Here is a 22291-nt window from a genome sequence, read left to right as displayed (position 1 = left end):
GCGCCCGAGGCGCGCCGATTTGTGTGTAGCAAGAACTGTGTGTTGTGAGTGTGTTACTGAGGCTTTGCGGCCGGTAGCGGACCAGCGCACTTTGTACAGAACTTCCGATCCAGCAGAGAGTGAGATCCACGGTGTACGCGATCGTGCGCAGTGGCGGCACCCAGCAGAAGGTCGCCGTCGGCGATGTCATCGAGATCGACAGCCTGACGGACGCGGTGGGCGACACCGTCGCGCTGCCGGCGGTCCTGGTCGTCGATGGCGACACCGTGACGACCGATGCAGCGGCGCTGGCCAAGGTTGCCGTGTCGGCTGAGGTTCTCGGCCGCACCAAGGGACCCAAGATCCACATCCTGAAGTACAAGAACAAGACCGGTTACCGCAAGCGCCAGGGGCACCGTCAGCACTACACCCAGGTCAAGGTCACCGCGATCGACGCGAAGAAGTGAGCTGATTAACTCATGGCACACAAAAAGGGAGCGGCCTCGACCCGCAACGGTCGTGACTCCAACGCGCAGCGCCTCGGCGTGAAGCGGTTCGGCGGCCAGCTGGTCAACGCCGGCGAGATCATCGTCCGGCAGCGCGGCACGCACTTCCACCCGGGCAACCTGGTTGGCCGCGGCGGCGACGACACGCTGTTCGCGCTGGCCGAGGGCAAGGTGGAGTTCGGCACCCGTCGCGGGCGTCGCGTCGTCAACATCGTCCCGGCCCCGGCGGAGTAACACCGCCACCCGGACGTTCAGTAGCTCTGCAAAGGGCGGGTCGCGGAATACCGCGAACCCGTCCTTTTGCTGTGTTAAGCGCAGTCTGTGTTAGGCACTACCTACAGGAAGTTGAGAACCACCGATGGCGATCCCCAGCTTTGTCGACCGCGTGACGGTGCACGTCACCGCGGGCCGCGGCGGACACGGATGTGCCTCGGTGCACCGGGAGAAGTTCCGGCCCCTCGGCGGTCCTGACGGCGGCAACGGCGGTGACGGCGGCAGCGTGATCCTGCGCGTCGACCCGGACACCACCACCCTCGTCGACTACCACCGCTCCAGCCACCGCAGCGGCACGAATGGTGCCCAGGGCAAGGGTGACCACCAGGCCGGCAGCAACGGCGAGAGCATCATCTTGCCGGTCCCTGACGGCACGCTGATCAGCACGGCGGACGGCGAGATCCTCGCCGACCTCGTTGGCCCTGGTGCCGAGTTCGTCGCGGCCCGTGGCGGCAAGGGCGGTCTGGGCAACGCGGCGCTGGCCAGCAGCGCCCGCAAGGCGCCCGGCTTCGCTCTGCTTGGTGAGGAAGGCGAAGAGCGCCACCTCGTCCTCGAGCTCAAGGTTGTTGCCGACATCGGTCTGGTCGGCTTCCCGAGCGCGGGCAAGTCGTCGCTGGTCGCGTCGATCAGCCGCGCGCGGCCGAAGATCGCCGACTACCCCTTCACCACCCTGATCCCGAACCTCGGTGTCGTCGTCGCCGGTGAGACCACCTTCACCACGGCCGACGTACCGGGTCTGATCGAGGGTGCGAGCGAGGGTCGCGGGCTCGGGCACGACTTCCTGCGGCACGTGGAGCGGTGTGCGGCGCTCGTGCACGTCATCGACTGCGCGACCTACGAGCCTGGCCGTGACCCGCTCAGCGACCTCGACACGATCGAGGCCGAGCTGAAGGCACACGGCGGGCTCGAGGACCGGCCGCGACTCGTTGCCCTGAACAAGATCGACGTACCGGACGCGCGCGAGATCGCCGAGATGGTGCAGGCCGAGCTGGAGCAGCGCGGGCTGCGGGTGTTCCCGATCTCGACCGCTTCGCACGAGGGCCTGGAGGCCCTGAAATTCGCGATGGCCGAGATCGTGGTCAAGCAGCGCGCGGAGCAGGAGAAGCCCGACAACACCCGGATCATCATCCGGCCGCAGGCCCAGGGTGGATCCGAGTTCAAGGTGAAGAAGCTGCCGGAGGACGGCGGCTGGCTGATCCAGGGCGACAAGCCCGAGCGCTGGGTCAAGCAGACCGACTTCACCAACCCGGAGGCCGTCGGCTACCTCGCCGACCGGCTGAACCGGCTGGGTGTCGAGAAGGAGCTGCTGGAGCGCGGCGCGATGGCCGGCGACGGGGTCGTCATCGGCGACGGCCCGAACGCGGTCGTCTTCGACTTCGCTCCCGAGGTCCAGGCCGGCGCCGAGCTGCTGTCGCGCCGTGGCGAGGACCAGCGACTTGAGGAGAACCGGCCCGCGCTGGACCGGCGTCGGGCCAAGGACGAGGAGTACCACGCACTCCGGTCGGGCGAGGCCAAGTCCGACCTGTCGGAGTACGGCGCCGGCTGGATCGAGGACGAGGTCGACCTGTCCCCGGCCGAGGCCAAGCGGGCAGCGGAGAAGGCGGAGAAGCTCGCGCGCAAGGAAGCACGCGAACTGGCTCTGCAGAAGGAACTCGACCAGAACGGTTGATACCTGATGGACCAACGCGCGGAGGCCGTCGAGGCCACGCGAATCGTCGTGAAGGTCGGCTCGTCGTCGCTGACGCAGCGCGGCCGGATCGATCTGGACCGGCTCCGGCCGCTCGTCGACGCCATCGCGGCGCGGCGGGCGACGGGGACCGAGGTCGTGCTCGTCTCCTCCGGGGCGATCGCGGCCGGGCTGGCGCCGATGGGGCTGCGTTCGCGACCGCGTGACCTCGCCACCCAGCAGGCGGCCGCGTCGGTGGGTCAGGGCGAGCTGATGGCTCGGTACAGCGACGCCTTCGGTGCGCACGACCTGCGGGTCGGCCAGGTGCTGCTGACGGTCGACGACGTGACCCGGCGCAGCCACTACCGCAACGCGTTCCGGACGTTCGCCCGGTTGCTGGAGCTGGGCGTCGTACCGATCGTCAACGAGAACGACACGGTCGCCACCACCGAGATCCGCTTCGGCGACAACGATCGGCTGGCCGCGTTGACCAGCCACCTCGTGCACGCGGATCTGTTGTTGCTGCTGTCGGACGTCGACGGCCTGTACGACGGTGATCCGCGCAAACCCGGGACGACGATGGTCACCGAGGTCCGGGGTGCCGCCGATCTGGAGCCGCTCGCGATCGGCAAGACCGGTTCCTCCGGGGTCGGTACCGGCGGCATGCAGACCAAGGTCGAGGCGGCCGCGATCGCCACCGAGGCCGGGATTCCCGTCGTACTGACATCGGCCGCATTGGTCGCAGAAGCCTTGCAGGGCAAGCGAGTTGGCACCCTCTTCCATCCCACCGGCCGTCGCCAGAAGACCCGCATGCTCTGGCTCGCGCATGCCACCTCGGGCGTCGGCATCCTGCGGTTGGACGAAGGTGCGGTCCAAGCTGTGACGGTACGGCGTAAGTCGCTGCTGCCGGCCGGGATCATCGGCGTCGAAGGCACTTTCTCCGCGGGAGACCCCGTCGACCTGGTGTCGCCGACCGGCGTCGTCGTCGCCCGCGGCCTGGTCAACTACGACGCGGCCGAGTTGCCCGGGCTGCTGGGTCGCTCGACCCACGACCTGGCGCGCGAGCTCGGAGCGGCGTACGAACGCGAAGTCGTCCACCGCGACGACCTGGTCCTGCTGTGACTGTCGAATCTAGGATGAACACGTGAGCGAGATCATCGAACTGGCCCGGCGGGCGCGAGAAGCGTCGTACGCGTTGGCGGAAGCCTCACGGGCGACCAAGGATGCGGCACTGCACGCGATGGCGGCAGCGCTGCGCGCCAACACCGACGCGATCGTCGCAGCGAATGCTCAGGACGTCGCGGCGGCACGCGAGGCCGGTACGCCGGAGTCCACGGTCGACCGGCTGGCGCTGGACGCCGGTCGGGTCGACGGGATGGCAGCCGGGCTGGAGCAGTTGGCCGGGCTGACCGATCCGGTCGGCGAGGTCGTCCGCGGCTACACGCTGCCGAACGGTCTTGAGCTTCGTCAGGTGCGAGTGCCCTTTGGCGTCGTCGGGATCATCTACGAGGCCCGGCCGAACGTGACGGCCGACGCGGCTGGCATCTGCCTCAAGTCGGGCAACGCGGTGCTGCTGCGCGGCTCGTCGTCCGCGGCTGCTTCCAACGTCGCGATCGTCGACGTACTGCGGGAGGCCGCGACCTCGGTCGGGTTGCCGGCAGACGTCGTACAGGGTGTGCCGACGGACCGGGCCGCGGTGAAGGAGCTCATGCAGGCGCGCGGGCTGGTCGACGTACTGATCCCGCGCGGTGGTGCCGGGCTGATCCAGACTGTGGTCAGCGAGTCGACCGTGCCGGTGATCGAGACCGGCGTCGGCAACTGCCATGTGTACGTCGATGCTGACGCCGACCTCGGCCTCGCGCTGGAGATCCTGCTGAACTCGAAGACGCAGCGGCCGAGCGTGTGCAACGCGGCCGAGTCTCTGCTGGTGCACGCCTCGGTGGCTGACGAGTTTTTGGCGATTGCCCTTCCTGCGTTGGCTTCCGCCGGGGTGACGGTCCACGGTGATCCGACAGTCGTTGCTGCAGGCAAGGACATTGTCGAAGCGACGGACGAGGACTTCGGGACCGAGTACAACTCACTCGACCTGTCGGCCGCGGTGGTCGATTCGCTGGAGAGCGCCGTACAGCACATCCGTCGCTACAGCTCCGGTCACACCGACGCGATCATCACCCGCTCCCAGGCCGCCGCCCGCCGTTTCGTCCAGGCCGTCGACTCGGCCGCGGTCGTGGTCAACGCGAGCACCCGCTTCACCGACGGCGCCGAGTTCGGCTTCGGCGCCGAGATCGGCATCTCCACCCAGAAGCTGCACGCCCGCGGCCCGATGGGCCTTCCGGAGATGACGTCCACCAAGTACGTCGTCACCGGCGAAGGTCAGATCCGGAACTGATCCACCACGACTGAGGGCGGCTCGGCTGCGAGGATGGCCAGAGCCGCCAGGTGGTGCTCGTCGATCTCCAGATCGTTCAGCTGCGCAGGTCCGCTGTCCCACCGCACCACGCCCGGCGGCTCATCTGGCGCGCTCACCACGACGGTCCACAACCCCGCCCCGATCCCGTCCCCGGTCGCCTTGAGCAGCGCCTCCTTGCGCGTCCAGTACCGCGTGAACGCCCGCGCCTTCGCAGCCCCGTCGTACTGCTTGAGCACCTGCAGCTCCTCAGGCGCCAAACTCATCCCTGCGACCCCATCGACATCCTGCGCGGAGTCGACCCGCTCCACATCAAGCCCCACCGGCGCCGTACCGATCGCCAATCCAACCCACTCACCCGAGTGCGACACCGACAACTCAACCCCCTCGGTCCGCACCTTCCCATGCGGCTTCCCGCAGTCCCGGCACGCCCGATCCAGTACGACGTCAGCCGGCGCCACCGACATCCGGGCCCCCACCAACCGCCGCGTCATCGTCACCCCCAGCAGGAACCGCGCCTTGTCCGCCTCCCGCCGATATCGCGCATGCCGCTCCCGCTCAACCGCGTTCAGGTCCGCCAAGAACTCAGCCCGCGCCTGCCCAACCCCCGCCCACCACACCTCGACCTGGTTCATGCCGGTGGCTCCGGCAGCGGCGCCGGACGGCCTTCCCAGCGGGTCGACAGTACGACGGTCGTCCGGGTCCTGACGACGCCGTTCACGCGGCGCAGGGAGCCGACCACGGCCTCCAGTTGGCTGACGTCCGCGACGCGGATCTTCACCACCAACTCCTGGTCGCCCGCGACGAACCAGCAGTCCTCGACCGCGGCGATCTCGCGGACCTGGTCGACGATGTCGTCGGTCTCCACGTCGTCCTTCTGGAACAGCCCGATCAGCGCGCTGGTCCCGAGCCCGACCTCGCTCGGCGCGACGATCGCGCGGTAGCCGAGCAGCACGCCGCGCTCCTCCAGGCGCCGGACCCGCTCCTGGACGCTCGGGCCGGACAGCCCGACCACCCGGCCGAGCTCCGCCCAGCTCGAGCGGCCGTTCAGCCTCAGCGCCTCGATCAGCTGCCGATCGATCACGTCCATACGGGATGAACCTCCTGTTTGCCGCAGATTCGTAGGCACTTGGCCTGATCTGCCTTCAATTCGTTTGTGTGGACTGACTGATTGTCGTACAATTTGAAGTGTCGGAGCCGGTCCGCTCCGATCCTGTCAACAACCCAGTGAAGGAATCATGATCACCCCCGATGTCGCCCGTGCCCACATCGACGAGATGCACCGTGTCGCCGCGCAGTACCAGCGCGCTTCCGCCGTCCCGTCCCTCTGGCGCCGGCTGCTGACCCGTCACATCCGCCACAGCTGACGCCGACCTCCCGCGCGACCGGATGGCCACGAGTGCCACCGGTCGCGCTCTTGTGTCCGGCCACGAGATAGGCTCTGACCATGCTGAACCTTGTCGTGCCGCAGCTCGCGGCCCTCGAGGAGGCCGTTGAGGCCTCACACATCTCGCCGTGGTGGTACGGCGGGTTCACCCTCGTCGTCTTCGCCCTGCTGCTGCTCGTCACGGTGATCATGGGCAAGGGCCGGCCGCACAGCTGATATGACTGCCGTCGAGCGGGTCCGCCGGCTGGGCGTGATGGGTGGCACGTTCGACCCGATCCACCACGGCCACCTGGTGGCCGCCAGCGAGGTCCAGGCGTACTTCGATCTGGACGAGGTCATCTTCGTCCCGACCGGCCAGCCCTGGCAGAAGCTCGATCGCGACGTGTCCGAGGCCGAGGACCGGTACCTGATGACGGTCATCGCGACCGCCTCGAACCCGCGGTTCTCGGTCAGCCGGGTCGACATCGACCGGCCGGGGCCGACGTACACGATCGACACGCTGCGCGACCTGTCCGCGCTCTACCCGGACGCGGAGCTGTTCTTCATCACCGGTGCCGACGCGCTGGCCCAGATCCTCACCTGGCGCGACGTCGACGAGATGTTCAAACTCGCGCAGTTCGTCGGCTGTACGCGGCCGGGGACCGAAAGTCTCGAGCTGCCCCTGGACAAGCTGCCGATGGATCGGATCACCTTGCTGGAGGTCCCGGCGCTGGCGATCTCGTCGACCGAATGCCGCGCCCGGGTCGCCAAGGGGAACCCGACCTGGTACCTCGTCCCGGACGGCATCGTCCAGTACATCGCCAAGCGCGAGCTCTACACCAACCGTTAGTCTCCGCAATTTTTTCAAAGGATCAGCTATGCCAGCCTCAGAACGCGCCATCGAGCTGCTCACCGCGGCCGCCGAGGCGGCCCATGACAAGAAGGCCGAGAACGTCCTCGCCTTCGACGTCTCCGAGCAGCTCGCCATCACCGACGCCTTCCTGGTCGCGTCCGCCTCCAACGACCGCCAGGTGCGCGCCATCGTCGACGCCGTCGAGGAGAAGCTCCGGGTCGACTTCGACGCCAAGCCGGTACGCCGTGAGGGCGCCCGCGAAGGCCGTTGGGTGCTGCTCGACTACCTGGAGATCGTGATCCACGTCCAGCACGACGAGGAGCGCAACTTCTACTCCCTCGAGCGGCTGTGGCGCGACTGCCCGATCATCAAGCTCCCGTCCGCCGTCCCCGGCGCGGGCACGGCCGAATGACCGCTGGGCGGCTGATCGTCTGGCGCCACGGCCGGACCGAGTGGAACCTGCAGGACAAGATCCAGGGCCAGGCCGACATCCCCCTCGACGAGGTCGGCATCGCCCAGGCCCGCACCGCGGCGGCCCGCCTGGCCACTCTGGCCCCGACCCGCCTGTTCGCCAGCGACCTCCAGCGCGCCGCCGCCACCGCCGGCGAGCTGGCCGTCCTGACCGGCCTCAAGATCGAGTACGACGAGGCCCTCCGCGAGATCGACGTCGACGACTGGGCCGGCCTCACCCAGGCCGAACTGGCCGCCCAGAACCCCGAGGCCGCCGCCCGCATCAAAGCCGGCGAATCCCAGCGCCGCGGCACCGCCGGCGAAACCGTCGAAGAAGTAGCCGACCGCTTCGCCGAAGCCCTCACTCGCATCTCCGTCCAAGGCACCGCCGCCGACACCACCGTCATCGCCACCCACGGCCTGGCCGCCCGCGTAGGCATCTGCCGCTTCCTAGGCATCCCCGACGCCCACTGGCCCGCCTTCGGCGGTCTCTCCAACTGCAACTGGGTCTCCCTCCTCCCCAGCACCCGCACCCACCGCTGGCGCATCGAAGAGTGGAACGCCGGCTCCCTCCCCGAACCAGTAATGTCCGACGACCCCCAGCGCTAACCCGAACCCACTCCGCGGCGGCACCCCCGGACCCCGCTCCGCGGCCGCACCCCTTCAGTCGCCTCCGGCGACGCCCGCGCCCGCCGCCTGCACACCGCCACCCGGCGGGCCAACCGCCGGCGTGCGGTGGACGACTGGGCCGCACCAGACCCCTCCGGCGACAGCCTGGGTCGTCGTTCCCCATTGCCCGGTCGATCAGTGCACACCGCGGCTCCGTACAAGGCCGGTCCCTGGTCGCAGTGGGCTTTGCGGGGACTTACTGCCTCCAGGTGACAGTAAGTCCCCGCTGATCGCCATCTCACTCTGCGTGGAGCACCCACAAACGGTCGGCACGCCACAAACCGCCGTACAGCACCAACTCCCACGCCACCAACGCAAGCTCGACACCCCTGCGGAGCGTGTCATCTACCTCACCGCCCCCAGCCAGGTATCCGATTTTTCTTCTCCGCCTCCCATCCGCTAAGCTTTCGGAGTCGCAAGGAACAAAGACACCGCGGGGCTTTGGCGCAGTTGGTAGCGCGCTTCCATGGCATGGAAGAGGTCAGGGGTTCGAATCCCCTAAGCTCCACCGCAAGAACCACAGGTCAGGAAGGCTTTAAGCCTCCTGACCTGTTTCGTTGGAGGGACTGGTGGGGGCCTTCTCGGTGCCCGGGAGTTGGCGCAGCGTTCGGAGTGGGCTGAGTAGTGCGAGCGCGGTGCTAGTCAGCATGATGAGGCTGCTGATCACCAGGGTGGCGCGGAAGCCGATCAGTGCGCCGAGGGTGCCGCCGAGGAGGGCGCCGATCGGCTGCATGCCGTGGACGAGGAAGCGCCAGGTGGCCTGCGTTCGGGCGAGGAGTTCTGGTGCGATCAGGATCTGGCGGATGGTCTGCTGGTTGATCCCCCACAGCGTCGGGCCCCAGCCTCGTAGGAGCTGCGCGATGATCACAAGCGCGAGCACCAGTGTCGTCGGACCGCTTGCGGCGGCCATTACGAGGCCAGCAAGACTTGAGATCGCCGTACCGACGATGAAGGCGGGACCGTTGCCGAGCCGGTTGGTGATCGGTACGCCGATGGTGGCGCCGGCGATTCCGGCGCAGCCGGCCGCCGCGATGACCAGACCGACCAGTCCGGCCGACAAGCCGAGGTCGCGGACCAGGAACAGCACCACGATCACCACCTGCATCTGACCGGCCAAAGCGCCGACAGTGGCGGCGATCGTGGTCGCCCGTAATGCGGGATGCTCGAGCGCTGCCCGCAGGCCGCTCCAGATGCCCTTGAATATTGGCTCTTTGGCCAGGCCGGCAGCAGTCGATCGGCCAGTGACGGTGATCCGTGCCTTCGAGATGGCGGCCAGTAGGAACGAGGCAGCATCGACCGCGATCGCCAGCGGGGCGGTGAGGAGCTGGACCAGGATGCCGCCGAGGGCGCTGCCGCTGGTTGCTACGACGGAGTTGCTGAGCGCGAGCGCGCTGTTGGCTGCCAGTAGTTCGCGTCGACGGACCAACAGGGGCGCGAACGACTGAGCCGCGATCGCGGAGAACAGGCTGCAGGTCCCGGTGATGAGCACGACGAAGTACAGGTGCCACATCTGCAGCAGTTCCATCGCGGCCAGAATCGGCACTGCTGTCAGCGCGACGGCCGCCAACAGATCAGCACCGACGATGACTCGACGGTATGACAGTTGATCTACCCATACACCGGCCGGCAGGCCTAAGACGAGGTGCGGCAAGAAGGATGCTGCACCCAGCAAACCCATCTGTACTGGCGAAGCGCCGAGGACCAGGACTGCGGTCAAGGGCAATGCAACGGTTGTGACGCTTGATCCCAGCAGGGAGATCGAGTCGCCACCGAACAACCGCCGGAAGTCCCGGTGATCGACCAAGACACGCCACTGGGCCTTCACCGGTCCCAGTAAACATGCGCCGAGCGCTCGGGGCCGACAACATCACCGGTCTGCTCGACGGGTTCGCCGTACCGGATGCTTCCTCCGGGCCGGAACGCATGACGAGCGATGCGTCGACCCGGCGGTGCGCGACGCATTCAGCGAGGGCTTTAGCTACGGCCGGCTCAAGGGATGGGCAACTGCGTCATGGTGCGAGAGGTGGTCCCGGGCGAGTAGGGCGTTGATGTCATGGCGAAGCCGATCTCCGGGTAGTGAGGTGACGGCTGGTCGAGCAAGGGCTGGGCGGCACCGCGTAGGTGCTGGTCGAAGAATGCCCGGACGTAGGCCGCGGTGATGGCCTGTGCGCGCACCGCCGGAGTCGTCGCGCCGAAGTCGAGGCCGAGCTGCTCGCCGACCAGGCCGATGTCGGTGAACGACGGGTGCTCCAGGCCAGCCAGGACGAGCCAGCGCTTCCAACCTTTCAACTGCTCCCAATCCCGTTGCCACGTAGCGGATTCGAGGCCGGTGCCGGGGGCGTAGGTGTTCGCCCGCCCAAGGAACAGGAACGGCCGGTCGAGCCCGGGCGCGAGCAGGGGGAGGTCCGTGGTGCCGTCGATGTCGATGCCGGCCTTGATGCGCGGGTCGTTCACCATCGAGCCGAGCGCGGCGGCGCCGCCGACGGAGTGGCCGGCCATCCCGATCCGTGCGGGGTCGATCAGCGATGCCCACTTCGAGCGGGTCAGCGAGTCCAGCACGAACGAGACGTCCTTCGCCCGCTCGCGCTGCAGCTTCTTCCAGAACGTGTCGTCATTGTTGCCGCAGGCAACACATCCGGTGACGCGCCCGTCGGGGAACGTCGTCGCCACGTTCTCGTAGGTGTGGTCGATCAGGACGACCGCCATCCCGTGGCTGGCCAGGTCCTCGGCCAGTGACGTCAGCTCGGCCCGTGGTCGTTTGAACCCGGGGGACAGCACGACCAGTGGCAGCCGGCGACCGGCGGGCCGCGCGTCGACGACGGCGTCGGTACGGACGGTCGTCATCACTGCCGGCGGGATGCCGGTGATCCCGGCTTCGTCGAACAGGGCGGTCGCTTCCGCCTCGGTCATGAACTGCTTCTTCGGTCCCCGCGCCGAGAACGTGGGGTAGAACAGCGACACCATCAGTTCGCGATAGGGCACCGTCGCGACCCATGGATCGGGCCGCGAGGTGTCCTTGAGGTACAGGGACGTGGTACCCACCGGCCGCGAGCCGGTTGGTTTCGCCAGCGACAGCGCGGGCGCCGCCGACGCGGACGGCGTGACCAGTGCGAGCGTCAGTGCCATCACCGTGAAGAAGACGGTACGAACCATCAGAAACCCCATTCCTCTAGTTACCTAGTACTATAGATAACCAGTTCAAGTCCCTGCGGCGGGGATTCCCGGAAGCGGCAACCTCACTGGGCCAGGGTCGGGCGGCGGCGGGACCAGTTGCCGGCGCTGATCTCTTCGATGATGAAACGGGCCACGTCGGCGCGCGTCACGTGCCAACCGCCCAACGGGGTTTGGTTGTCTTCGACTCGGTAGGTGCCGGTGGCGGGCTCGTCCTGGAGGCGCGAGGGGCGGACGAAGGTCCAGTCGAGCGAGCTCGCGCGGATGGTCGATTCCATCAGGCGCATGTCGTCGTACGCCTCCTTCATCAAGGTGCCGGCCAGCAGGCGGTAGACGCGCTTGAAGTTGGGGTCATCATGGCGAACGCCGGCTGAGGTGATGGCGATCACGCGGGTGTTGGTGAGGGCGGAGACCAGGGTTCGCGCGGCGTCGGAGTACAGGCCGGAGGCTTTGCGACCGGAGGGTCCGATCGCGGAGATCACGACGTCCTGACCCTTGGCCGCAGTCTCGATCGAGGTGGGATCTCGCAGGTCGGCGGTGACGACCTCGACACCCGGCAACGCCTGCGGCGTGCGCATGGCTGCGGTCACCTCGTGGCCCGCGGCGATTGCCTCGGAGACCAGTATGCGGCCGGTACGGCCGTTGGCGCCCAGAATCAGGATCTTGCTCATCTCAACCTCCATCGAACAGCGTTCGTCCAACGAACAGTGTACGACGTCGGTGATGACCGGCAGTCGCGAGGAGTATGTCGGCTGCTTCACACGCGCCGCCGCTAGGGTCGAGGAAAATCTGGAACGACCTGTCGGATTCGGTGGCCGGCGTTCGTTGCCTGGTTGAGAGGCGGCCCGCGGGTGGTCGCCGGAGTGGAGTGATGAGATGGCGAAGTACCTGATCTCGTTCGACCGCGGCGCGATGGATCACATCCCCGCCGAGGACTTCCCCCAGGTGGGCGAGGACGCGCACGCGGTCTGCCGCGAGGCCAAGGAGGCCGGCGTGCTGATCTTCACCGGCGGGATCCACTACAGCACCGAGGACGAGCTTCTCGCCGCCAACCCCGCCGTCGTCGACACCGACGGCCTGATCACCGACGGCCCCTACCCGGAGAGCAAGGAACTCATCGGCGGCGTCTTCGTTGTCGAGGTACCGACCCGCGACGAGGCTCTCCAGTGGGCGGCCAAGGTCGCCAAAGCCTGCCGCTGCCCCCAAGACGTCCGCATGTTCATGCACGACGACGAGCTCTGAACCCGCTCAGGCACTCGCCCCTGCGATCGCGATGCGGCCGCCCGAACCCCCCTGCCCGAGGGATATCCCCTCAATTGGGGGGTTGCCCGCTGACATCTCCAGGGGGCAACCCCCTAGCTCAAGGGGCAGCCCCCTAGCTGGGTGGGCAACTCCTGGGGCGGTCGGACCAAGGCCCTGGGGGCGTGAACAAGAAGTGGTGGGTGTGGACAAGGTATGACCTGTTCACAGCCCCCGCGAGGTGTGCGCGCCCCCGCGATGCGGCTAGGGGTGGGCGTGTCATGGGTGTGTCCGGAGCCGGCGGATTGTGATGGCAATCCCTCAGCACATTGCCCTCCTCCTCAACCTCGTGCCCTGAACCTCGTGGCCTGAGCCGCAGGCGACGCGGGCAAAGGTGGCGTGGCTCGACAGGCTGTGACAGCCGCGTGCCAGCGCAGCGCCCGTCCGTTGCCAGGGGGTGCGACGAGGCTCTTCCTGTACGACGAGGACAGGGAGAATCTCATGTATGACGTAGCGATAGTCGGTGCCGGCCCGGTCGGTTTGTTCCTGGCGTGTGAGCTGGGATTGCAGGGTGTTTCGGTGGTGGTGATCGAGCGCGAGGCTGAGCCGGGGTCGACGTACCGGGTGGAGCCGCTCGGGATGCGCGGGTTGATGGCCGCGTCGCTCGCGGCGTTTTACCGTCGCGGGTTGCTGGGGGACCTGCTCGGTCTCGACGAGGTCCCGGACGTGGACCAGCCGTCCGAGCCGCAGGGGGTCGGGCACTTCGCCGGCATGATGATCGACCCGGCCAGGCTGAAGGTGGAGTCGCTGCCGTACCGCCTGCCGAGCCCGGCGCCGGAGGCGATGATGACGAGCCTCGATCACGTCGAGGGGGTCCTCGCCGAGCGCGCGGTCAAGTACGGCGTGGAGATCCGGCGCGGCGCAGCGGTGACCGGCCTGACGCAGTACGACGATCATGTCGTCGTACAGGCGGGTGATGACGAGTACGCGGCTCAGTGGGTGGTCGGTACCGATGGCGGCCGGAGCGCGGTACGGCGGTTGGCGGGCTTCGAGTTCGTGGGCACGGAGCCGATGTTCACGGGCTACGTCATGCAGGCTGAGCTCGCCGATCCGGGCAAGCTCAAGTCCGGGTTCAACCTGACCCCGAACGGCTTGTACCTGACGATGCGCATGGACGGCCACATCGGCATGATGGATTTCGACGGTGGTGCGTACGACCGGAGCCAGGTGCCGGCGCTGGAGCATCTGCAGGAGGTGCTGCGCCGAATCTCGGGCACGGATGTGACGCTGGCCAAGGTCGGGCACACGTCCACGTATACGGATCGCGCCATGCAGGCGACGGCATACCGGCAGGGCCGTGTGCTGTTGGCCGGCGACGCCGCGCACATCCACTCGCCGCTGGGTGGGCAAGGCCTGAACACCGGGATCGGTGACGCGCTGAACCTCGGCTGGAAGCTCGCCGCGACCATCCAGGGCAATGCCGCCGACGGGTTGCTCGACACCTACACGACCGAGCGGCACCCGATCGGCGAGTGGGTCACTGACTGGACCCGCGCGCAGGTGACCACCATGCAGCCCGGCCCCCACGGTCAGGCTCTGCAAGCGGTCATGCGCGACCTGCTCGAGACAGCGGACGGAACGGCGTACATCTACGGAAAGATCTCCGGGATGCTGAACCGGTACGACCTCGGGAACGAGTGCCTGCTGGTTGGCCGGACCGCGCCCGAGTTCCGCCTCGAGGACGGCACCCGCCTCGCCGATCTGATGGACGGCGGCCGCGGCGTCCTCCTCGACTTCACCGGCGCCCTGGACGGCATTCAGCTGGGCGAACACTTCCGGTACGCCGCCGGCCCAGCCCGCAACGACCTCGGATTCGAAGCCGTGCTGGTCAGGCCGGACGGAATCGTCGGCTGGGCGGGCGACGCAGACAGGAACGCATTCGAGCAGGCGGCCAAGAGGTGTTTCGCATGACGATCACCCTGAAGTCCGGCAGCACGGTGATGTTCACCGGTGACTCGATCACTGACTGGTTCCGGGTGGAGAGCCCGGACGGCCTCGGTTCCGGCTACCCGACTCGGGTCGCGGGCGAATGGGGCTTCCGGCACCCGGACCGCCCGGTCACCTGGCTGAACACCGGCTGGCGGGGTGACAAGGTTCAGGATCTCGAAGCCCGTTGGCAGGCCGACGTACTGGACGCGAAGCCGGACGTCCTGTCGATCCTGGTCGGCATGAACGACGTCGCTTGGCACACGTTCGATCCTGTGAACGGCCACCCCTTCTCGCCCGACGAGTACCGGATCGGCTACCGACGCCTCCTTGAACCCCTGACAGGTACCAAAACCGAGCTCATCCTGATCGAACCGTTCCTGCTGCCGATCAGCGGCGTCATCGAGCACGAGGACCTGCGCTTCGACGAGGAGATCCGCAAGCAGTGGCGCGCTGACCTCGACCCGGCGATCGAGGTCGTGCACGACCTGGCCCGCGAGTACGGCGCTCACCTGCTCGAGGCCGACCGGATGTTCGCCGACCTCAGCACCAAGGCCGACGCCGAGCACTGGGCCGACGACGCGGTCCACCCGACTTCGGCCGGTCACGCCGCCCTGACCGAGGCCTGGCTCCGCCTGGTCGACTGAGAATCCAGTCGAGTAAGCATCCAGTCCAGTAAGAATCCAAGCGTCAGCGGCCGTGTCAGGCGCGTGTCAGGGCCGTGTCTGCGCGGCCGCCGATGCTGAAGGCATGAGAGATACGGCGATCGCAGTCTCGGGACTGCGCAAGACATTCAAGGACAAGATCGTCCTCGACGGCATCGACCTCGAGGTCCCCGCGGGGACGGTCTTCTCGCTGCTCGGGCCGAACGGCGCGGGCAAGACCACCACCGTGAACGTGTTGACCACCCTGATGGGCGCCGACGCCGGCACGGTCAAGATCGCCGGGTACGACGTCGCCACGGATGCGAAAGCGGTCCGCAAGGTGATCGGCGTGACCGGCCAGTTCGCGGCTGTGGACGAGCTGCTCACCGGCCAGGAGAACCTCGAACTGATGGTCGATCTGAGCCCCGGCGCCGACCGGAGCGTGATCGCCGGCCTGCTCGAGCGGTTCGATCTGACCGAATCCGCGCCGAAGCCGGCGTCGACGTACTCGGGCGGTATGCGGCGCAAGCTCGACCTGGCGATGACGCTGGTCGGCAACCCGCGGATCATCTTCCTCGACGAGCCGACCACCGGGCTGGACCCGCGCAGCCGGCGGACGATGTGGACGATCATCCGGGAGCTGGTCGCGGACGGCGTGACGATCTTCCTCACCACGCAGTACCTCGACGAGGCCGACCAGCTCGCCGATCAGGTCGCCGTACTGGACCAGGGCAAGTTGGTTGCCCAAGGCACCCCGGACGAGCTGAAGCGGCAGATCCCCGGCACGCATGTCCGGCTGCGATTCGCTGACACCGCTCAGCTCGACGTGGCCGCGCAGCTCTTCGCCGAGGCCACCCGCGACGACGAGACGTTGACTCTGAAGGTCCCCAGCGACGGCGGGACGAGTTCGCTCCGCGCGCTGCTCGACCGGCTCGACGAGTACGCCCTCAGCGCCGACGAGTTCTCGGTGCACACCCCTGATCTTGATGACGTTTTCCTCGCCCTGACGGGCCACGCCACGGAGGTAGTTGCGAAATGAGCACCACAACCGTCATGCTGCGCCGCGACGTCAAGCATCTGACCAGGAACCCCACCACGATCTTCAACGCGGTACTGATGCCCGTCGTCATGCTGTTCATGTTCGTCTATCTGCTCGGCGACGCCTTCAACGTCGGCGTCGACTATGTCGACTACGCGACACCAGGGATGATCCTGCTCGCCGTCTGCTACGGCCTCGGCGGTACGGCGATCGCCGCGAACGCGGACATGACCAAGGGAATCATCAACCGGTTCAAGGTGATGGACGTCCCGCGGTCCGCCGTACTGACCGGAAAGGTCGTCGCGAGTGTGGCGATCAACCTGATCTCGGTCATTGCGCTGGTCGGCGTCGCCTTCGCGCTCGGCTTCCGCCCGTCGGCGAGTCTCGGCGACTGGGTGGCCGTGCTCGGCATCGTCGTACTGCTCGGTGTCGCGACCGGCTGGCTCACGGTCGCACTCGGCCTGGCAGCGAAGTCGCCCGAGACCGCGGGCATGGCGGCCATCCCGCTGATCATGCTGCCGTTCTTCAGCAGCGCGATCGTGCCCGCGGAGAAGATGGGTCCGGGCGTCCGGCAGTTCGCCGAGTACCAGCCCTTCACGCCGATCATCGAGTCCCTGCGCGGTTTCCTGAACGGCGCCCCGCAAACCTCCGACGTGGTCCAGGCCGTTGCCTGGTGCATCGGAATCGCGCTGGTCGGCTACTTCTGGTCGTCGGCCACGTTCAAGAAGCGAGCGTGACCGCGACCAGCTGATTCCAGTCCGCGTCAGCACCTTCCGCAGCCGCCTCGGCGTACTCCGCGTCGCCGAGGCGGCTTCGCGCTGCCTGCTCGATCCGCGGGATCTCCGGGTTCGCCAGATCTGCCAGTCCCCGTACGGCGGTACTTGCCGCCAGCAACCGAATGGCGTCGGCGTACCGCTCCCGCCGTACCGCATAACCGGCCACTCCCGCGACGACGCCCGCGATCATGTTCGCGTGGCCGGTCTGGGCCGCGGACTCGCAGGCCGCCGCCCAATGTGTCCGGGCCTCGTCGAGATCTTCGGCGATGGCAGCGCGCAGAGTGGAGGTCATGGTCCGGATGTTCGGCTGCTCTGCCTCCTCGCCGAGCAACGAGGTGATCGCGGCTAGCTGTGCGGCCACGTCATCGCCGTCACCGCGCCACCGGGCGAGCGTCGCCTTGGACAGTGCGAGATGAGCCAGCGCACCCGGCCAATTGACCTGTTCGGCCAGCCGCTGGGCTTCAGCCATCGCCGCCGCACTGCGCTCCGGGTCGTCCAGCAGCCAGTAGAGCTCACCCTGCCGGGACCGCATCCGGATGAGGTCGTCGGTGCCGCCGATCTCCGCGATCACCTCGATCGCGTGCTCGTAGTGGGCGCACGCGGCGGCGAACTCGCCGCGGGTAGCGATCCGGTCGGACAGCTCCGAGAGTGCGAACGTGATGCCGAACCGCTCGCCGAGCGATTCGAACTCGACGACCGCGGCCTCGAGGTAGGTATCCGCCTCATATCCGGCGTGGCCGAGCACGATCCGCATCTTGCCGAGCTGCAGCTGGGCCAGCGCGCGCACCCACGCATCCTCGCTGTCGAGCAACGGTTCCCAGGCCGGCAGGAAGTCGCCCGGTGCCTGCAGCATCCGTTCGAGCGGGTCGACCAACTGCAGCATCGGGTTGACGAGCTGACTGCGTTCGCTGATCCGATGGATCTCGTGGATCCATTCCCGGGCCACTTGCTCGTCGCCAGGCCCGGAGTTCAGGAACAGGATGAGCAAGGCGTAGACGATGGCCCGAGTCTCATCGGTCACTTCGCCCGGTACGGCGATGGCCGCCCGGATCAGGTCGTTGCCCTCGGCCTTGTGGCCACTGAGCCACCAGTACCAGCCGGCCGCCGCGGCCAGCTGCATGGCCGCGGCTGCATCGCCGGCCGCGATCGCACCGCGCATCGCAGCGCTGAGGTTGTCGTGATCGGCACCGACGATGGCGAGCCATTCCAGTTGTTCCGCCCGGCGCAGATGCGGATCGGCGGTCGCAGCGAGCTCGGTGAAGTAGTCGAGATGCGCCTGCCGGGTCAGTTCCGCCTCACCAGACTCGGTGAGCCGTTGCGCGGCGTACTCCTTGATCGTCCCGAGCATCCGGTACCGCGGTGTCGTGTTGCTATCGGCAACGACTAATGACTTCTCGGTCAACGCAGTCAGGAGTTCCAGTACGTCGTTCGTGCCGCAGACCTTCTCGGCCGCGCCCAGCGTCGCGCCGCCGGCGAAGACGGAGAGGTTCCGCAGCACCTCCCGCTCTGCGTCGCTCAGCAGTTGCCAGCTCCAGTCGATGACCGCGCGCAGTGTTCGTTGCCGGGGGAGCGCGGTCCGGCTGCCGCCGGTGAGCAGGCGGAACACGTCGTCGAGCCGGTCAGCCAACTGATCGAGCGACATCGTGCGCAGCCGAGCCGCGGCGAGCTCGATCGCCAGCGGCATCCCGTCCAGCGCACGGCAGACCCGAGCCATGGTCGCCAGGGTTTGCGCGTCGGTTCCGAGATCCTCCCGTACGGCGCTCGCCCGCTCCCTCAACAGTTGAACGGCTGGGGACGCGCCGGCCTCGGCATCGGTTGTCGGCAGCGCGAGCGGAATGACCCGCCACAGCGCTTCGCCGGTGATGCCAAGCGCCTCCCGGCTGGTCGCGACGATCCGGACCCGATGGCACTGTCCGAGAACCCGCTCGGCGAAGCGGGCCGCCGAGTCGATCACGTGCTCGCAGTTGTCCAGGATCAGCAGGGCCTCGCGCTCCCGGAACGCCGCGATCACGCGCTCGGTCGGATCGGTTTCCGTTCCGTCCCCGAGCAGTGCGTCCCGCAGGCCGAGCGCGGCGATCGCGGTCTGGGCGACCTCAGCCTCGCCGCCGATCGGTGCGAGTTCGATCAGCCAGACGCCGTCCGGGAGGTCGCCGACCATCGTGCGTGCCGTTTCGGTGGCCAGCCGGGTCTTGCCCGCGCCGCCGGGTCCGATCAGCGTCGTGAGTCGGTGTGCGGCGACGAGCTCGCGGACGACGGCGATATCGCCGTCCTTGCCGACGAAGCTGGTCAGTTCAGCCCGCAGATTGGTTTCACGTTTCTGAACCGTGCGCTCACCGCGCAACAGGCTCAGATGTATGGCGGAGAGCTCGGGTGACGGATCGACTCCGAGGATGTCGGCGAGGGCCTCCCGGGTGCGCTCGTACACGAGCAGCGCCTCGGAGTCGCGACCGCTCGCGGCCAAGGCCCGCATCAGCGCGCCGACCAGCCGCTCGCGCACCGGGTGCGCGGCGACCAGGTCGGTCAGCTCCGTGACGTACTGAGCGCCGCGACCGCGGTCGATCTCGGCGTCGAACCAGTCCTCGGCCGCGGTCAGCCGCAGACCCTCCAACCGGGTGACGGCCGCGTCGAACGCCGTACTGTCTTGTAAACCGATGTCCTGGAGTGCGGAACCACGCCAGAGGTCGAGTCCTTCACGAAGGCGTCCCTGTCCGACGAGGCGTTCAAAGTGCAGCGCGTCGACGGCTTCCGGTGCGACCACGAGCCGGTACCCGTCCGTCGTACCCTCGATCGCCGCTCCGGGCAGGACCTTGCGCAGTCGGGAAACCAAGCGCTGCAAGGCGTTCACCGCCTCGGCCGGTGGTTGCTCGCCCCAGACCCAGTCGACCAGTCGCGCCTTGGGCACGACCTGACCGGCGTCGAGAGCGAGTGCTACCAGCACACCTCGCAACCGGGCGCCCGGAACGTCGACGAGGACACCATCGTCCCCACGAACCTCGAACGTCCCCAGCATCCCGATCTGCACAGGCAGATCTTGCCATCAGACCGGGTTCGACTCCTTGGCGACCGGCACCTCACCGGTTGAGCGCTGCAGCGCGAGCAGGGCCACACCGGCGAGAAGTTCGGCGGCGATGAACGGGTAGACCGAACCGCGCTCGAACGCCGAGGAAATGTCGGAACCGCCGGTCGCGCCCATCACGACCAGCGACAACAGACCGAGGACACCGAGCGCGATCCCGGTCAGACCCCAGCCTCGGTGAGTGGCGCGGAGCCGGAGCCCGACCACGATCGATGCCGCATTGGCGGACAGGATCAGCAGGGCGGCACCGAAGATGTGGATGGCCATGCCGCCGTCGAGACCCGCCTCGGGCGACCCGTGGAACAGACCCACCAGTGTGAAACCGATCAGGTGGATGACACCCAGCACCGCGTAGATCCACGGCCGCCGACCCGGCAGCAGGCGGAACAACAGTAGCGCGGCGACGCCGTACAGAACGCCTTGCAGGATGAAGCTCGTATTCATGAGAGTGTGCAGCGGTGAGCAGATCACCCGCCCACCGACCTCACCGCCGCACGACGGTACGCCGAGATCACTGATGTTGTTGTGCGCATAGCTGTACGGCGGGTTCTTCCACGCCGCCGCGGTCAGCGCCTCCAGTACGACGTACTGGATTCCCGCGACCACCAGCGCGGCCGCGGCAACCGCCGTACGGACCGACCTGACGGGACGTGCTTCCACCATCTCCGACCTCCGACATGTACTTGGGCGGGATGGGTAGTTGTCTGACCACAAAGCGTAGCGCCCCGATCGCTCGGGGGTCCCGCGCCACCAGTAGTGGCCGGAGACGGGTAATCGGGGCTGGAGACCTCTGGCAACAGGTCTCCAGCCCCGACGAGGTGTCTCACGCCACCAGTGGTGGCGCCGTGTCCCCGCGTGGTGGCTCGGGTGCGCCCGCGATTTCAGCGGAGGCGAGGACTGTGCGGGCGTTGCGGGCTGAAACGTTTCTGTTCGTGTTATGCGAGCTGCCGCAAGCCGATGCGGAGGTGAAAGTGCCGACCGTCCCTGAGGTGTCTGACAAAGGCTCGCTGCAGGGTGGTGTCCTGCGGAATGCGGTCCAGGTCCTCGGCTGTGAGAGCGCCTTCCGGCGGGTCGAGCTGAAGAGCGAGGCGCATGAGTTCGTGATCACCTTCGTACGGCGTACTGGGTGGCAGCAGGGGGAGAATCGTGAAGCGGCGTTGGAAGGTGAGGATGTTGGAGTCCGCCGGAAGGTACTCGGCCAGTTGTGGATCGAGCAGCCACGACGGGCAGACGAACCCGTAGAGCGGTTCGTCGGGATACCACTGCGGGAAGAGCCGGGCAGCCGCCGCGATCGACTGCTCAGAGACCGCGGGATCGAGCGGCCCGGTCGGTGGGACATGCACCATCAGCAGGTGCCCCGCGACGCCATCACCGAGGCCGAGCTGGGTGCGAGTGAATGAATGCCGGCCGATCTCGTAGTCCGCGCCCCGGAACCGAAGCGGTGGTCCCCACAACGGCATCAACCCCACGCCGGACCGCCCGTAGATCTCGCGATGACTACCCATCACCCCGCCAAGCGCCCCGACGGTGGCTCGACTAACAGCCTCTGGCACACCCCGCCGGCGATGCACCTCAAGCAGTGGCGGCACATTCGCCAGCAACGCCCAAGCCCACGCCCACATCCCAACCGCCGTTGACGATTCCGGCACCACCGGCCAAGCTGTATGCCCAGTCGAGGGCAGCGGCGCCTCCATCTCCCGCTCCAAACTCCCCACCAGTGCGGAGATGAGCGCCCACCACTCCGGATCCCGCCCCGCATCCGGTCGAGCCGCCAATATCTCCACCCGATCCCGCTCCGCCACCCCGCAGTACTCCAGCAACCCCGCGGCATCCGCAGGCAACTGCAGCGCCGGCCCCACCTCGCGCATCGCTTCCGCCGCTTGCACCGGTTCGGCCAGGCGTGACGGGTCCACCATGCGTGCCGATTTACCCATGTGTGCTGATTCGTCCACGTACACCTGTTCAGCCAGGTGCGACGGATCCACCATGCGTGCCGATTCCACCAGGTGTGCCGATTCCGCTGCGCGTACCGGTTCCTCCACGTGGGCCGTTTCCTTCGTGCGGGCGGCGTCCATGGCTGCGAACCGCGCGCAGGCCTCGGGTGGGAAGCCGAGTCGTTGTGCCGCCGTCCTCGCGTCCATCATCTGCACCCCTTCAGCCGGTGAGTTCCGACCACACCACGCGGGCCGCA

Annotated in this window: 23 protein-coding genes and 1 tRNA gene; 16 read left to right on the top strand and 8 right to left on the bottom strand. The window is 67.8% G+C overall.

What is annotated here, in order from left to right; all coding sequences use genetic code 11:
• The first annotated feature begins 131 nt into the window (after nucleotides 1-131).
• From rplU to ACFVWG_RS09640, 5 genes are all read left to right on the top strand, one after another.
• Nucleotides 132-446, top strand: coding sequence for a 50S ribosomal protein L21 (rplU, locus tag ACFVWG_RS09660; protein WP_355465582.1), 315 nt, complete (start codon nucleotides 132-134; stop codon nucleotides 444-446).
• Nucleotides 447-458: 12 nt separating this feature from the next.
• Nucleotides 459-719, top strand: a complete 261-nt coding sequence (gene rpmA, locus ACFVWG_RS09655; protein WP_131349792.1) for a 50S ribosomal protein L27 — start codon at nucleotides 459-461, stop codon at nucleotides 717-719.
• Between the two features lie 124 nt (nucleotides 720-843).
• Complete coding sequence (gene obgE / locus ACFVWG_RS09650) at nucleotides 844-2427, top strand: GTPase ObgE (protein WP_391542763.1); 1584 nt, start codon at nucleotides 844-846, stop codon at nucleotides 2425-2427.
• Between the two features lie 6 nt (nucleotides 2428-2433).
• Nucleotides 2434-3546, top strand: coding sequence for a glutamate 5-kinase (gene proB / locus ACFVWG_RS09645; protein ID WP_391542762.1), 1113 nt, complete (start codon nucleotides 2434-2436; stop codon nucleotides 3544-3546).
• A 22-nt stretch (nucleotides 3547-3568) separates the two neighbouring features.
• Entirely contained in the window at nucleotides 3569-4813 is a 1245-nt protein-coding gene (locus ACFVWG_RS09640) for a glutamate-5-semialdehyde dehydrogenase (RefSeq protein WP_391542761.1), read from the top strand.
• Here the strand turns inward: ACFVWG_RS09640 and ACFVWG_RS09635 are convergent.
• Both ACFVWG_RS09635 and ACFVWG_RS09630 read right to left on the bottom strand, forming a co-directional pair.
• Complete coding sequence (locus ACFVWG_RS09635; RefSeq protein ID WP_391542760.1) at nucleotides 4798-5466, bottom strand: 4'-phosphopantetheinyl transferase family protein; 669 nt, start codon at nucleotides 5464-5466, stop codon at nucleotides 4798-4800. The two genes, ACFVWG_RS09640 and ACFVWG_RS09635, sit on opposite strands and share 16 nt — an antisense overlap.
• Nucleotides 5463-5921, bottom strand: a complete 459-nt coding sequence (locus ACFVWG_RS09630; protein WP_391542759.1) for an Lrp/AsnC family transcriptional regulator — start codon at nucleotides 5919-5921, stop codon at nucleotides 5463-5465. Before ACFVWG_RS09630 ends, ACFVWG_RS09635 begins: the two co-directional genes overlap by 4 nt.
• Nucleotides 5922-6069: 148 nt before the next feature.
• Between ACFVWG_RS09630 and ACFVWG_RS09625 the strand changes: the two genes are divergently transcribed.
• From ACFVWG_RS09625 to ACFVWG_RS09600, 6 genes are all read left to right on the top strand, one after another.
• The gene (locus tag ACFVWG_RS09625) at nucleotides 6070-6198 is read left to right on the top strand and encodes a hypothetical protein (protein WP_391542758.1); all 129 of its coding nucleotides are present in this window, start codon (nucleotides 6070-6072) and stop codon (nucleotides 6196-6198) included.
• An 80-nt stretch (nucleotides 6199-6278) separates the two neighbouring features.
• Nucleotides 6279-6434, top strand: a complete 156-nt coding sequence (locus ACFVWG_RS09620) for a hypothetical protein (RefSeq protein ID WP_391542757.1) — start codon at nucleotides 6279-6281, stop codon at nucleotides 6432-6434.
• Between the two features lies 1 nt (nucleotide 6435).
• On the top strand, nucleotides 6436-7047 hold the full coding sequence (gene nadD, locus ACFVWG_RS09615; RefSeq protein WP_391542756.1) for a nicotinate-nucleotide adenylyltransferase: 612 nt from the start codon (nucleotides 6436-6438) through the stop codon (nucleotides 7045-7047).
• 28 nt (nucleotides 7048-7075) lie between these two features.
• Complete coding sequence (gene rsfS, locus ACFVWG_RS09610; protein WP_391542755.1) at nucleotides 7076-7462, top strand: ribosome silencing factor; 387 nt, start codon at nucleotides 7076-7078, stop codon at nucleotides 7460-7462.
• Nucleotides 7459-8109, top strand: coding sequence for a histidine phosphatase family protein (locus ACFVWG_RS09605; RefSeq protein WP_391542754.1), 651 nt, complete (start codon nucleotides 7459-7461; stop codon nucleotides 8107-8109). The genes rsfS and ACFVWG_RS09605 overlap by 4 nt, the downstream gene beginning before the upstream one ends.
• A 495-nt stretch (nucleotides 8110-8604) precedes the next feature.
• Nucleotides 8605-8677 (top strand) — tRNA-Ala (locus ACFVWG_RS09600).
• A 27-nt stretch (nucleotides 8678-8704) separates the two neighbouring features.
• Here the strand turns inward: ACFVWG_RS09600 and ACFVWG_RS09595 are convergent.
• The 3 genes from ACFVWG_RS09595 to ACFVWG_RS09585 form a co-directional block, all read right to left on the bottom strand.
• Entirely contained in the window at nucleotides 8705-9994 is a 1290-nt protein-coding gene (locus ACFVWG_RS09595) for an MFS transporter (RefSeq protein WP_391542753.1), read from the bottom strand.
• A gap of 164 nt (nucleotides 9995-10158) precedes the next feature.
• Nucleotides 10159-11322: an alpha/beta hydrolase family protein gene (locus ACFVWG_RS09590; protein ID WP_391542752.1), complete on the bottom strand. Its 1164-nt coding sequence runs from the start codon at nucleotides 11320-11322 to the stop codon at nucleotides 10159-10161.
• A gap of 83 nt (nucleotides 11323-11405) precedes the next feature.
• Entirely contained in the window at nucleotides 11406-12011 is a 606-nt protein-coding gene (locus ACFVWG_RS09585; protein ID WP_391542750.1) for an NAD(P)-dependent oxidoreductase, read from the bottom strand.
• Between the two features lie 205 nt (nucleotides 12012-12216).
• Between ACFVWG_RS09585 and ACFVWG_RS09580 the strand changes: the two genes are divergently transcribed.
• The 5 genes from ACFVWG_RS09580 to ACFVWG_RS09560 all read left to right on the top strand — a co-directional run bounded on the left by ACFVWG_RS09580 (nucleotide 12217) and on the right by ACFVWG_RS09560 (nucleotide 16985).
• Nucleotides 12217-12582 carry a YciI family protein gene (locus ACFVWG_RS09580; protein ID WP_391542749.1) on the top strand — a complete coding sequence of 122 codons (366 nt, stop codon included), beginning with the start codon at nucleotides 12217-12219 and terminating at the stop codon, nucleotides 12580-12582.
• Between the two features lie 498 nt (nucleotides 12583-13080).
• Complete coding sequence (locus tag ACFVWG_RS09575; RefSeq protein WP_391542748.1) at nucleotides 13081-14550, top strand: FAD-dependent oxidoreductase; 1470 nt, start codon at nucleotides 13081-13083, stop codon at nucleotides 14548-14550.
• Nucleotides 14547-15212, top strand: coding sequence for an SGNH/GDSL hydrolase family protein (locus ACFVWG_RS09570; RefSeq protein ID WP_391542747.1), 666 nt, complete (start codon nucleotides 14547-14549; stop codon nucleotides 15210-15212). Before ACFVWG_RS09575 ends, ACFVWG_RS09570 begins: the two co-directional genes overlap by 4 nt.
• A gap of 103 nt (nucleotides 15213-15315) precedes the next feature.
• Complete coding sequence (locus ACFVWG_RS09565; RefSeq protein WP_391542746.1) at nucleotides 15316-16248, top strand: ATP-binding cassette domain-containing protein; 933 nt, start codon at nucleotides 15316-15318, stop codon at nucleotides 16246-16248.
• A complete protein-coding gene (locus tag ACFVWG_RS09560) occupies nucleotides 16245-16985 on the top strand; it encodes an ABC transporter permease (RefSeq protein WP_391542745.1) in 741 nt (246 codons plus the stop codon). The genes ACFVWG_RS09565 and ACFVWG_RS09560 overlap by 4 nt, the downstream gene beginning before the upstream one ends.
• Here ACFVWG_RS09560 and ACFVWG_RS09555 read toward each other — a convergent pair.
• From ACFVWG_RS09555 to ACFVWG_RS09545, 3 genes are all read right to left on the bottom strand, one after another.
• Entirely contained in the window at nucleotides 16969-20046 is a 3078-nt protein-coding gene (locus ACFVWG_RS09555; protein WP_391542744.1) for a BTAD domain-containing putative transcriptional regulator, read from the bottom strand. The genes ACFVWG_RS09560 and ACFVWG_RS09555 overlap by 17 nt on opposite strands.
• A gap of 15 nt (nucleotides 20047-20061) precedes the next feature.
• Nucleotides 20062-20763, bottom strand: coding sequence for a DUF998 domain-containing protein (locus tag ACFVWG_RS09550; RefSeq protein WP_391542743.1), 702 nt, complete (start codon nucleotides 20761-20763; stop codon nucleotides 20062-20064).
• A 272-nt stretch (nucleotides 20764-21035) separates the two neighbouring features.
• Nucleotides 21036-22244 (bottom strand): acyltransferase domain-containing protein, encoded by a 1209-nt coding sequence (locus ACFVWG_RS09545; RefSeq protein ID WP_391542742.1) that lies wholly within the window; start codon nucleotides 22242-22244, stop codon nucleotides 21036-21038.
• Nucleotides 22245-22291 lie beyond the last annotated feature (47 nt).

The sequence above is a fragment of the Kribbella sp. NPDC058245 genome (genome assembly GCF_042882005.1).
Lineage (GTDB): Bacteria > Actinomycetota > Actinomycetes > Propionibacteriales > Kribbellaceae > Kribbella.
This window is presented reverse-complemented; position numbering and strand designations above follow the sequence as displayed.